At 36.8% G+C, this 13,231-nt stretch carries 10 protein-coding genes; 8 read left to right on the forward strand and 2 right to left on the reverse strand.

Annotated elements, in window-relative coordinates:
• Positions 1 to 33 precede the first annotated feature (33 nt).
• Positions 34 to 2,751, forward strand: a complete 2,718-nt coding sequence (locus tag CA2015_RS11530; RefSeq protein ID WP_157470446.1) for a hypothetical protein — start codon at positions 34 to 36, stop codon at positions 2,749 to 2,751.
• A gap of 57 nt (positions 2,752 to 2,808) precedes the next feature.
• Entirely contained in the window at positions 2,809 to 4,467 is a 1,659-nt protein-coding gene (locus tag CA2015_RS11535) for a mechanosensitive ion channel family protein (protein WP_048642050.1), read from the forward strand.
• Positions 4,468 to 4,555: 88 nt separating this feature from the next.
• On the opposite strand, the gene CA2015_RS11540 is transcribed toward CA2015_RS11535, so the two are convergent.
• Complete coding sequence (locus CA2015_RS11540; protein ID WP_048642051.1) at positions 4,556 to 5,758, reverse strand: 6-bladed beta-propeller; 1,203 nt, start codon at positions 5,756 to 5,758, stop codon at positions 4,556 to 4,558.
• Positions 5,759 to 6,069: 311 nt separating this feature from the next.
• Here CA2015_RS11540 and CA2015_RS11545 point away from each other — a divergent pair, with 311 nt between their 5' ends.
• From CA2015_RS11545 to CA2015_RS11570, 6 genes are all read left to right on the forward strand, one after another.
• A complete protein-coding gene (locus CA2015_RS11545; RefSeq protein ID WP_048642052.1) occupies positions 6,070 to 6,801 on the forward strand; it encodes an SDR family oxidoreductase in 732 nt (243 codons plus the stop codon).
• 306 nt (positions 6,802 to 7,107) lie between these two features.
• Positions 7,108 to 8,190 (forward strand): efflux RND transporter periplasmic adaptor subunit, encoded by a 1,083-nt coding sequence (locus tag CA2015_RS11550; protein ID WP_048642053.1) that lies wholly within the window; start codon positions 7,108 to 7,110, stop codon positions 8,188 to 8,190.
• Positions 8,190 to 9,449 (forward strand): ABC transporter permease, encoded by a 1,260-nt coding sequence (locus CA2015_RS11555; RefSeq protein WP_048642054.1) that lies wholly within the window; start codon positions 8,190 to 8,192, stop codon positions 9,447 to 9,449. The genes CA2015_RS11550 and CA2015_RS11555 overlap by 1 nt, the downstream gene beginning before the upstream one ends.
• Positions 9,450 to 10,133 carry an ABC transporter ATP-binding protein gene (locus tag CA2015_RS11560; RefSeq protein ID WP_048642055.1) on the forward strand — a complete coding sequence of 228 codons (684 nt, stop codon included), beginning with the start codon at positions 9,450 to 9,452 and terminating at the stop codon, positions 10,131 to 10,133.
• Positions 10,134 to 10,590: 457 nt separating this feature from the next.
• A complete protein-coding gene (locus tag CA2015_RS11565; protein ID WP_048642056.1) occupies positions 10,591 to 11,673 on the forward strand; it encodes a 6-bladed beta-propeller in 1,083 nt (360 codons plus the stop codon).
• A 137-nt stretch (positions 11,674 to 11,810) separates the two neighbouring features.
• Positions 11,811 to 12,410 (forward strand): hypothetical protein, encoded by a 600-nt coding sequence (locus CA2015_RS11570; RefSeq protein WP_157470448.1) that lies wholly within the window; start codon positions 11,811 to 11,813, stop codon positions 12,408 to 12,410.
• Positions 12,411 to 12,448: 38 nt separating this feature from the next.
• Here CA2015_RS11570 and CA2015_RS11575 read toward each other — a convergent pair whose 3' ends face one another.
• Positions 12,449 to 13,210, reverse strand: a complete 762-nt coding sequence (locus CA2015_RS11575) for a DeoR/GlpR family DNA-binding transcription regulator (protein ID WP_048642058.1) — start codon at positions 13,208 to 13,210, stop codon at positions 12,449 to 12,451.
• Positions 13,211 to 13,231 lie beyond the last annotated feature (21 nt).

Consider the following 13,231-nt stretch of genomic DNA (forward strand, 5'->3'; position numbering starts at 1 on the left):
TGTAGTTGGTAAACATTAAATGAAAAGGGCCTATTGAAAAATCTGCTGATAATTTTATTGATTTTGGTGTTTGGATTCATCGCTTTCCTATTGGTGAAGGATGATTTTTTTGACTCCAAGTTAAATGGGTTGGAAGTAGTTCCCTCAAATGCCATTTTCGTTTTTGAAACCAATGACCCTGTGGGGTATTGGAACAACTTGGTGAACCAACCCGTATGGGAGAAACTTCACAATTTACCCGCTCTTGCTGATGTGGAATCCCAATTGGTTTTACTGGACAGTATAACTGGGAAAAATGGAAACCTTGATAAATACCTTAAAGGGCATAGATTTCGCTTGTCATTGCACCCTATTGGAAAAGGTGCATTTGGGTTTTTAATTTCTGTTGCTTTTGAGAACGAGCATTTTTTTGAATTCCTTAAAAACCTGGAAGAAGGACCTGATAATGGTATTCCTGGTTTAAAGAAAAGAAATTATAGTGGAGTGGAACTCTACGAGTTTAAAACCGAAAGGGGAGAGCAAACCTTTACCTTTACCCGTTTTGAAAATGTGTTGATGGGAAGCCATACTTCTTTTCTTGTAGAAGATGGCATACGCTATGCAAAATCTTTGGAGTTGAAAAACTTCAAACAATCCCAACCTCATCTCTTCCAACCCTCAACCCCATTGAATTCCAGAGGGGTAATAAGGTTTTCTGGTGAAGGATTTGCCGCTTTGGTCAATGAATTGACAGACGACAATGCAGAGCTATTATTGAAAAACCTTAGAGAGAACAAATTGTCCTCAAATTTGGTCCCTGCTTTCAGTGATACCTCCATTTTGTTTAGTGGACAGATGTATACTAATGGGACAACAGGCACCATGGAATTTGAAGGTAATGTTCCTAGTGGCCTGTCCTTTGCTCCGGTAATAAGCAATAGGGCTGCATGGGTCACCCAATACTTGTTTTCGAGTTTTCAAGGGTTCAAACAAATACCTAATTTGGCATTTAAACCAAGGCCTTTAATAGTAGCTACACTAGACGAAAGCCTGGAAATACAGGATTTTTTGAATGGATTGGGAGGGGAAGCCACAATGGTGCTTGAAGAAAATCTATTTGATAGAAACCCTAACCAAATTCTTTTACTTCATCCAGAGAACACTGCAAGGAGGTACCTAAATCTGGAAAAATTTGCTTTAGAAGTAAGTCAAAACGATAGCACAAAGCTCTTCAAAGAATATTTTATGGGAAAAGAAATCTTTATGCTTGACATAGAAGAGTTTCCTGCCCATATTTTTGAGGGGAATTTTACAGGCTTTTCTAGGAGTTACGTTTCTATGGCTGGAGATCATCTGATAATTGGTAACAGTCTAAAAACAGTAAAAAACCTTTTGGAGGATTTTTACAATGACAATACCTGGGGAAAATCTTTTGCTTACAAGGACTTACTTAAGGAACAAAACAATGGAGCCCCTATTCGTTTGATATTGAACAATGACCGGTTTTACCCCATTTTAATTCAAAATAGTGATGCTGCCTGGAGCCCGGTATTTCAAAAGTATGCTCCTATTTTTCGCTCTTTTGATTGGCTAAATATTTCCATCTTTAAGGAAGGTAGCGTGCAAATCAATTTGGACATTGATTTAGGTGAGCCGGAAATAAATAGGCAAATGATTCTTTCCGAATCCAGAAGTACATCTTTTGATAAGCCCTTGATTTTTGGGCCTAAGGGAATTCAAAATTTCAATGATAGAAGCACTGATTTTTTGGTGCAGGATGAAGACAATTTTATACATCTTATAAGTGGTGAAGGGGAGCGGGTATTTTCTCAGAGAATTCCAAGTGCTGTTTTAAGTGAGGTTCACCAAATTGATTATTTTAAAAATGGTAAACTTCAGCTGGTTTTTGCTACAAGGGACTTTATTTATGCCCTTGATAGGTATGGGAATTTATTACCTGAATATCCCATTCCTTTTGTAGAGGACAAAGAAATCGCCTTTTTAAATGTATTGGATTATGACAACAATCGAAGTTACAGGTATTTTGTAGCAGACACGGAGGGAGACTTGTATCTTTATGATCAGAAAGGCAATTTGCTGGAAGGCTGGTCACCAAATACCAACAGTGCTGGGCCTTTAAGTTATATGCCAGGTCATCACCGTGAACCCGGATTGGGCGATTTTATGGTCAGTCTTCACAACAATGGTAAACTAAACCTGTTTAACCGCAAAGGGGAGTCGAAAGTAGGTGGTGGCATTCTACTTGGGGATGGCATTTCCACAGCTTATGCCATTGAAGAAAGCAAGAACAAAGAGCCTTCCAAGCTCGTGACAGTCAATGAGGCTGGAGAGGTGATAAATGTGAACTTCAAAGGTGAGCTTACTTATAGAAATCAATTGCTTAGACCCGATACAGATACCAAGTTTAATTTGGTCAACGATCAGAATAAATCTGATTACGTTTGGGTTATAGAGGAGTACAATAAGCTTAAAGTGCTCAAACCAAATGAACAGGTGTTTTTTGAGATGAGTATTCCCTCAAGCGCTTTAGAATACAAGTATTTTTCCTTTGGTGATGGGAATAAAATTTTCGCAGTATTGGATAAAGTTCAGGATTTTGCCTATTTGTACAATGGGAAAGGTCAACTGATCAATCAAAAACCAATCAGTATTAGTCAAAGTCTTTGGATCAACTTTTCGGGAAGTGAAAATGAATATACGCTTGTAACAGTATATGGGGACAAGCTTTATGAGTATAAGATACCATTATAAATTAATGAAGAAGGAAATTTTAATAAGTGAGGGGTATAATTAATTATGGATAATTGCATGCGAAATAGATTAGTAATAGGCTTTTTAGTTTTTTTTGGGTTTTTGTTTTCTGTTCAAGCGCAAGTTTTTGATTCCAGATCATTGATTCTTGAAGACACCACAGATCACAATAATTTCAGCTCTCCCTATCACACGACCTATACTTTTTTCTATAACCTGAATGAACCAAATTATAATCCTGAAATTGCTGCCAAGGCATTGAATATGCAGGGAAGTGAAGGGCAGGACGCAGCTGCCCTAGCTGTAAAACTGAAGCAGGTTTTTGATGGTAAAGGTGTTTTTGTTCGGATGAACACTGTGCCTAATTCTGCCGACTTTATAGATTCTGTTAGGAATGGTCAGCAAGTGTATGTTTTTGATGAGCTAATGCTTCCTGCCGTTTATCTGGAGAAAGTCGGAGATCGTTGGAAGTTTTCTTCGGCCACTGTTAAAAATATAAAAGCATTACACCAAGAAACCTATCCCTTGGGGACAGCTAAATTGCTTGATATATTGCCTAGAATAGGTAGCCAAAGTTATTTTGGTCTTTACTTATGGCAGTTAACAGGTATTTTCTTTTTAGTCTTGATGGTTTTTACAAGCCATAAACTTTTCACTCTACTGATCGATAGGCTTTTTTATTACTTCCTCATCAAATCCGGTTATGGACAAATTGCGAAGCAGTACCTCCTTCCAGTGGCTAGAATAATAAGTATTTACATTATAATTTTGCTCTTGGCTATTTTTATTCGGGTTTTACAACTTCCGATTAGTGTGGCCTCTTGGGTTACCATACTCCTGAATGCCGCAGAACCTTTTATCGTTACGGTCATCTTTTATAAGTTGGTGGATGTGCTTTCAGCCTATATGGGAAGGATGGCTGATAAAACCACTTCTACCTTAGATGACCAATTGGTGCCTTTGGTCCGGAAGACCCTCAAGACTTTTGTAATTGTAATAGGTTCTCTATTTATATTAAAATACGGATTACGTATAGATATTGTCCCTTTCCTTACAGGTTTGTCTATTGGTGGTCTTGCCTTTGCTTTGGCGGCACAAGATACCATCAAAAATTTCTTTGGCTCCGTTATGATTTTTATAGACAAACCATTTCAGGTAGGTGATTGGATCACTAGTGGGGAAGTAGATGGGACAGTAGAGGAAGTAGGCTTTCGTTCAACCAGGGTCAGGACTTTTAGAAACTCATTGGTTTATATCCCGAATGGTAAAATTGCTGATGCCACTGTTGATAACCATGGACTTAGAAAATATCGGAGGTTTTATACCAATATTACCATTACCTATGATACTCCTCCGGAGTTGATTGAGGTTTACTTAAGTGGCTTACGTAAAATTGTTCAAAATCACCCTAAAACTAGAAAAGACTATTACAATATTTATTTGAACAATCTTTCAGCTTATAGTTTGGACATTATGTTTTATGTCTTTTTTAAGGTGCCTTCTTGGCCGGAAGAACTAAAGGCAAGAGAGGATTTGATTCTATCAGCGATACGACTTGCCAATGAATTAGGGGTTAGGTTTGCTTTTCCAACGCAAACTTTACATATGGAAACCTTCCCCGAGAAAAAAGGGCTGATGCCTGTTTATGAAGATGACAAGGCTGCCTATCAAAAGCGTCTGGATGCTTTTATTAAAACCGAGAAAGGGGAGGAATAAATGGAGATGCTTACCATGCAATTATATGGCCAGTCTACCCTTATTACATTAACTACAGGATGATAATTTTTCCTTTAAATAGGATTTATTACAATGAAATTTTAACAAGAAAATTGCTTTCACTTTCCTCTTTATTGACTAATCCAAAGAAAGGGCTATCTTTTGCTATGAAATTGATTAATTCATGTTTAGTGATAACAGTGAAAAAGCAATTCTCTGATGGATTAACGGTAGAAAAATAGGGAAGATAGGGAATAATTAAGCAACTGTCAGTGAGATATAGGCTTATACCTTTGGCAATAATTTTCTTATTGTCCTTATCGTAAATACAAACAAAACCTTGTTGTTTTTCGTCGAAAGAACTGAAAATGGAATAGTTGATTGACTCTAACCATTTCCCTCTAAAGCCGGAATAACCCTTGTAAAGCTTATTTATTCTTTTGAAATCCACATCTTGAGATTTAAACAAATTACTATTTTGCCTTACTAATTTTTCATTGAAATCATAAGGGAGTGGGTTAGGAGAGTAGTTTAGTTGAAACCGTGCAGTAAATTGTCCCGATTTACTTATGTTATAAATTGTGTTGTCATAATTCTGTGAAAATAGGTATTCATCTCCAACCTTTCCAAATGGAGCGGTTGGAGTTGAAATTAGAGCCCCTCTAAAAACTTCATCAAAATGGAAAGCTGCATTTTCAATTTTAAAGGTCTCATCGAAAATACCGACTTTAAAGTACTCATTATGATGGGAAGAATTGAAACCACCATAGGTTATGTATTTATTTTCAATCTTTTGGATTGCAGTTAATGAAAGACGATCCTCACCCTTAAAACTTTTTTTTGGCATATAATTTTCATCAAAAATCAATATTCGATTTAGTGAAGAATCAAAAATTTCGAGATTACCTTTATTATTAATCCAAAAGTCTGTGATCGTGGAAACTTCATTTGGACCGTTGCCAGTCGGAACAATGCTTTTGTACAATTCTCCTTCAGTATTGTAAATATGAATTCGATTGCTACCATACCTATCTAAAACAATCAAAAAATTGTCATGGAATTCCACCTTCCAAACTTCAGAGATATAATCTCCTTCATTAGATTTTAAAGGGGTAATTTCTAATTTTTTTATTATGGTGGATACATCGATGGAGTCTAGTACTTTGGAAGTATCTATTATTATTGGGATGCCAGAAAGTGGTTTTTCGCTAGTGTTTTTAATATTATTGTTGCAACACTGAAATAATAAAAATGAGCCTATGATTGATAAGAAAATTTTATATGAATTCATTAAATCTACAATTAAGTACTATTTATTTTTTTTTACTGATAATATCTCAAATAACGATATGAAGAAATCTATCCCAAATCCACGGGTTTAGGGAAAAAATTGGAAAGTCACCTAGTGAAGAAAGTATTAAAATTATCTGTAAAAATAAAATAGAACTATGGGTTTAATAATGTTCAGGATGAATGTTCCTTGCAAGTATGAAATTACTGTTTAATTAGTCAATTTTCGAAGTTGTCGACCTCATTTTAATAACTATGGTTTGATTTTTGAACCTGTTATTCCAAATGAATTTTTAGCTAAATCGAAGAATTATGGAATTTGAAAATAAAGTTGCAGTAATTACTGGTGCCAGTAGTGGTATTGGCAAAGCAATAGCTACCACGCTTTCCGAAAATGAATGTACGGTCATTTTGGCAAGTAGAAGCATTGAAAAGTTAAAAAATATCCAAGCAAAATTGCCTCATGAAAGCATGGCGGTGGAAATGGATGTAAGTGATAGTCAAAGTGTGTCCCAGGGTTTTAAGAAAATAAAAGACAAATACAGTCGTATTGATATCTTGGTAAATGCTGCCGGTGTAATGCCTTTGAGCTATATGAAGAACAGGCACCTTGAGGAATGGTTGCAAACCATAGATGTAAATGTGAAGGGAGTGCTTCGCTGTATTTATGAAGTATTGCCGGAAATGAAGCGCCAAAAGTCCGGACATATTGTAAACATTACATCCGTGGATGGAAAAGAGTTGTATCAGGGAGGTGCCGTATATGGTGCGTCAAAAGCTGGGCTTATTGCCCTGTCAAGAGCCATGCGAATGGAGTTGTCTCCGGAATTTAATATTCGAGTGGCCTCTATTGAGCCGGGAACTGTAGCCACGAATCTAAGAAATGATATTACCGACAAAGAATTGCTGGAGGACAAAGATTATGGGGGAGATGAGGCCAAGCTTCAACCGGAAGACATTGCTCAGGCTGTGTTATATGTCTTAAATCAGCCAGACACAGTCAATGTTAATGAATTATTGATCAAACCTACCGGGAAAGCCTAGACTTCCTTTTTATCCTATTTCAATGCTATTGCTTATAAGCTGGGCAATTTCTGCTGTTCTCCATTTCCAAAACTTTTATTATTTAGGGTGTGTCTTTCTTTGTTTCAGGGGAATGGATTATTAATAGTCGTTTAAATGGGTTGATAATAATATTTCTTTTACTTATACTTACTAAATTAATAAGTTAGCCTAAAAACGCATTAATTATAGGCATAAAATCCTTGGCTTCGGCAGCACCCTATAAATTTATCCTTGATCTTTAATGCTGAATATGGTAAGAAGTGAAAGAACGATAAAAACAGATGAATGAATAATTGTATTCGAGTTGTATTGCTGTTGTTTGTTTCCTCATTGTTCTCCTGCAGCAATAAGAAGGATGTAATTATTCCTGAATTAAAAAGCATAACAGAAAGTGTCTATGCATCAGGCTTTATAAAGAGTGAAAATCAATATGAAGTTCAGGGAAAGGTAAATGGTCCTATTAAAAAGGTATTTGTAGAGGAAGGCTCTTTGGTAAAAAAGGGGGATCCTATTTTTCAATTGGACAATGAAAACACAAAAATTGCTACTGAAAATGCGAGGCTTGCATCGGTGGCCGCTGATTTTTCGGTTAACGAAAATAAATTGCTTGATGCAGAAAATGCCATAGCTTTTGCAAAAAAGAAATTGACCAATGACTCCATTTTGTATCTGCGACAAAAAAAGCTGTGGAGCAAAAGTATTGGGACTAAAGTGACTTTAGAAAAAAGGCTATTGGACTATGAAAATGCAAAATTGAACCTAGCAACTGCCCACACCAATTATGAGGAGGTCAAGAGGCAACTTGAACTACAGTCCGAACAAAGCAAAAATAATTTAGAGATCGCGAAATTATTGGAAAATGATTATGTCATTAAAAGTGAGGTAGATGGACGGGTTTATAAGGTAAATAGAGAAGAGGGGGACCTAATCAATGGTTCAGAGGCAGCGGCTGTGATTGGGGGTGCTGATTTTTTAATTGAACTGAATATTGATGAATTTGATAGAGTAAAAGTGAATAAAGGTCAGCGGGTTTTTATTAGAATGGATAGCTACCAGTCTCAAGTTTTCGAAGCTGAGATAATTTCCATTGATCCAATGATGAATTCAAGTACAAGGTCTTTTCAGGCAGAGGCGAAGTTTATCAAAAGGCCTGCCCAACTTTTTCCCAACCTGACAGTAGAGGCCAGTATTTTAATCCAAACCAAAGAAAAGGTTTTAACCATCCCAAGAAATTATTTATTCAATGACTCTTCTGTGATACTGGAAGGGGGTGAAGTCCGGACGGTTTCAACAGGCCTAATGGATTATGATTTGGTAGAAATTAAAAATGGTATTGATGGAAATACAAGGATAGAATTGCCGGAATAATGAAGGTCAAACACATCACAGAGATTTCCGGAGCCTTGATGAGAGCCAGATGGAAGCAGACATTTGTTGCTGCTGTGGGGGTGACTTTCAGCATAGCTTTGTTTATTTCCTTATTGGGTTTTATGGAGGGTTTAAACCAACTATTGGATGGGATAGTGTTGAATAGAACCCCACATATAAGACTTTACAATGATATCCTTCCTTCCAAAATACAACCTATTGAGTTGAGTGAAGATTTCAAAGACCATTATAACTTTATAAGCTCAGTAAAACCTACCAATTCGCGAAAAGAAATATACAATGCTCCCCAAATAATCAATAAGCTTTCTATGGATAACAGGGTATTGGGAGTGGCCCCCAAAGTAACTGCTCAAGTTTTCTATAACTTAGGCAATATAGATTTGAATGGGATAATAAATGGGATAGATCCCGCGAAGGAAGCAGCTTATTTTTCCTTCAATGATTATGTCTTTGCTGGAAATTCTTTGGACCTCAATCATGTAAACAATAACATAATTTTGGGTCAAGGAGCTGCCAATACCATGCGGGCTAAGGTTGGTGATATTGTCACGGTCACAAGCACAGAAGGAGAGCAGTTTTCCTTAAAAGTCATTGGGTTTTTTCAGTCTGGTATCTCTGAGATAGACAAAGTGCAGAGTTTTGCCAGCTTGTCAACTACTCAGAAAATACTTGGTGAAAATAATAATTACATCAGTGACATTCAAGTAAAACTAAAGGACCTAAACCGGGCGCCGGCAATTGCCAAAGAATATGAGCACTTCTTTAAAATTGATGCAGAGGATATTCAAACGGCCAATGCTCAGTTTGAAACCGGAAGCGGAGTGCGGTCTATTATTTCCTACGCTGTAGGGATTACCTTATTGATAGTATCGGGATTTGGTATATATAATATTCTTAATATGCTTATATATGAAAAAATGGATACCATTGCCATACTTAAGGCTACGGGGTTTGCCGGTAATGATGTTAAGAAGATTTTCATTTCAATCTCTTTGAGTATTGGTGTTGTTGGCGGATTTGCAGGTGTGCTTTTTGGTTTCATGCTTTCCTTAACCATAGATGCCATCCCCTTTGACTCTCCAACCATGCCGACGGTAACTACTTATCCGATTGATTATGGTATTCAATATTATTCCATAGCCGCAATATTCGCTTTGGTGACTACTTTTTTGGCTGGCTGGTTCCCTGCCAAAAAAGCAAGTAAGGTTGACCCTGTAGTCATTATTAGAGGGAAATAAATGGAAAACAATATTATTTTAGAGGCCAAGTCCATCAGCAAATCATTTTTAAACCCCGTAAAAGTTGATGTTTTGAAAGATGTTTCATTCAGCCTTTCCAGAGGGGAGTATGCTTCTATTATTGGTAAATCAGGCAGTGGGAAATCTACTTTGCTTTATATTCTCTCCACCATGGATTCAGACTTTACAGGAGACCTTATTATAGATGGGATAAGTGTCAAAGGCAAATCAGAAAAGCAATTGGCGGCAATACGAAATGAGAAGATCGGCTTTGTGTTTCAATTTCATTACTTGTTAAATGAGTTTTCGACTTTGAAGAATGTGATGTTACCCGGCTTTAAGTTAGATAAATTAAGTGAAGAAGAATTAGAACACAATGCCTATGGATTCCTGAAAGATTTAGGCATAGAGAAATTGGCGCATAAAATGGCTTATCAATTGTCTGGTGGAGAAAAACAGCGGGTGGCCATAGCCAGAGCCATGATCAATGATCCGCTGATTATCATGTGTGACGAGCCTACAGGTAATTTGGACAGCAAAAATGCTGACATTGTGTTTAACATATTTAAAGAACTTACCGAGGCCTACAACAAAACACTTTTGGTGGTGACTCATGATATGGAATTTGCACACAAAACATCACGCATCATTGAATTGGGTGATGGTAAGCTTTTGAGAGGATGATTTATTTCCTGATTTTCATATTGTCTGCTTTTATATAAATCGAGCCAGATTTTTTTTATACAAAATTCAAAAACATATAAAGTCCTGCATAAAACCCCAATTATTTTTTATAACCATGGGTTATCACTACATTGGTAGTTGGTTTATTGCCTGGACTAATCTAAGTTAAACCCGGATTATGTTTTAGAATTTCTCCGTCCTGACAATGTCAGGGGTGAAGCCTGTCCCGTGTTTACGGGAAGTGTTGCAATCGCAAGAAAATCAGGCTGTTTGGAGATTTTAGCATAGCACCGCTATGGTGAAATTGAAAACAGCAACGAAGTGGCTGATTTTAAAGCGATTTCAGCACGTAATAGAATGTCTATTGCATATTTCGGGTTAAAGGGGCCTGGTTTTAAAGTGATTTCATCACGTATTGGAAGGTCTATTGTATAATGACTCTCAAGCTATATAAATAATGATAAGTAGGAAAATAATGGTGATTGTCTTTTTTGCATTAGGCTTATTCAATGCCTGTCAGGACAAAGGAGGGACTGAACAAGCGGGTGGTTTGCAAACCATTCGGATTGAACATAACAATCAAACAGAGCTGTTTTTAGAGGATGTTGCAGCAAATTACACCAGCATTCCTTTAGAGATGACTGAAGAAAGTTTAATAGGTTATATCCATAATGTTGCTGTCTCTGAAGATTTCCTGTATATCAATTATGCAAAAGGTATACTTCAATTTAACCATGCAGGGAAGTATATCAAAAAAATAGGAGAAAATGGGGAAGCTCCGGGAAACTACAGACAGGTAAGGTCCATGATTATTGATCCAATGGATCAGTCAATTATTGCTGCAGACGCGAGGTTTAGAAAGAGCTTTAAATTCAGTGAAGATGGAGATTTATTGGCTGAATCTGAAATTTTGTCATCCCCACCCATTTATATTACCCCAATACCTGAGGGCTATATGGTGATAACTGATGACAATACTCAAGATGAAGCTTTGGGGCTTGTTTCAATTAATGAGATTTTCAAACAAGACAGGGATTTCGTTAAAATAGATAGCCTAAAACCTTTAAAAGCAAAGATTGAAAAGATTTTTCATACTATTTGGAGACATCCTTCCTTTATAACAAGGGCTGATTCCACTGCTTATTTCTTTTTTCCGATTGGCACTCTCAAGGAACAGGTAGAAAGAGATACACTGTTTCAGATAAATGAAAACGGTGATTTTATTCCCCATTTAAAATTCCAATTCTCAGAAAACGTAATCAATGAGGAAGGGAAGAGGGTGTTTTTCATTGAAAAGATTGAAGTCAATGAAGCCTACTATTTGGTGACCTATCATTATGAAGGGAATTATTATCTTTTTGGTTACGATAGGAAAAAGGATAGTTCTTGGCTGGTAAAGGATGGATTGAGGGTAAAGAACCTGGAAGGGCATTATCTCCCAAAGTCAAATGGAATTTCTTATTTAATGACGGAGGGAGTTTCTGAATTAAAAGGTGAAGAACCAAATCCTATTATTCATTTGATTGATTGGGGGAAATAGAAGTTTGCTCATTTTATTTCTTACCTACCCATTTTCCTAAAGAAATAACATATGATCCTAATTATGGAAATTGATATTTTATTAACTATTGATAAGCCATCTTTTGTTAGGTATTAGTTGATTTGGCCTCTTACGATATGAAAAGATTTTTAGTTTTACTCAGTCTTGTTGTTCTAACAAATATTCCGTTTTCATGTGTTGATGATTGTGGGCCTTCTAATCCCATGGAGTCCAAAATCACCGAGTTGTATGTCCTAGTAGGAAGCTTAACTTCTACTGGTTTTATAACAACAAAATCTACTGACTTTGAGCTAGCGGCCATTCAAATTAGGATTGCTGACCTGGATTATACTGAAGTCATGGCATCCATTGCTCGACCTCGATTTTCCTTTATTAATGCAGCCATAGCTTGCAGTCCCCGCTTACCTGAACCAACTCAGGCAATTGAATCAATGGTCATCACCTCTGAATCAACTGTGTATGCTCAAGGGAATGAATTCTTGCCAGGGGAACAACTGAATGAGTTATTTAAAATAAATGGAAACCTAACGATAGCTGAGTATATCACAAAGCAAAAAAGTGATATTGAGCTTTTTGGAAATATTGGCTCAAGTATTAATTTGCAACTGTTAGAGCAACCTGATAGTACCATCAATCAAACCTTCACCTTTGATATTAAATTTTCTGATTTGAGTGAGATGGTTGTAATAAGTGAGGTTTTTGAAGTGAATAACTAAAAATTTGCTAGGTTTATTTTCCCTAGAAAGCGAATCATTTAGACCAGAATCACTTTAACTCCTTTTTCTTCGAGCATCTCTACGTAGTGTACGGAGAGCTTCTTATCTACGATCAAGGTGTCTATGTCTTCAAGGTTGGCAATCTTTCCAAAGCTCTTTTTACCAAATTTACTACTGTCTGCTAAAACTATGGTTTTTTGGGCAGAAGCAATCATAATGCTGTTTAGATGTGCTTCCAATAAATTGGAGGTGGTTAGACCAAATTCCGGGTCAATGCCATCAACACTGATAAATAATTTACTGCAAGCAAAATCTTTAATCATGTTTTCTGCAAAATGCCCTACTACAGAACTACTGCTTTTGCGAACAACACCGCCCAACTGAACAACCTCTGTCTCTTTCAAATCCAATAAGGCCATACTGACGTTCATGGCGGCTGTTAGAACAGTTAAGGAAAGTGACTTGGGTATTGATTGAGCAAAAGCCAAGACTGTAGTCCCAGATCCAATAATAATCACATCATTCTGATGTAGAAAGTCCGTGGCTCTTTTGGCAATTGCATTTTTTTGACTGACCTGCACCAGTCTTTTTTCAGTGACGGGTTTATCGTTGACGTATGGTGAAACGGGAGTGGCACTTCCATGGGTTCTAAATAGTAAACCTTTTTCTTCCAGGATCCTCAAGTCTTTTCTAACAGTTACCATGGTAACATCCATTTCTCTGCTCAAAGCGGCTACGCTCACATAGCCAGCCTCTTCCAGCTTGTCCAATATGTATTTGTGTCTTTTAGCAATTATCATATTAAGAGAAATAATAGAGCC

Origin of the sequence: Cyclobacterium amurskyense (assembly GCF_001050135.1) — a bacterium.
Lineage (GTDB): Bacteria > Bacteroidota > Bacteroidia > Cytophagales > Cyclobacteriaceae > Cyclobacterium > Cyclobacterium amurskyense.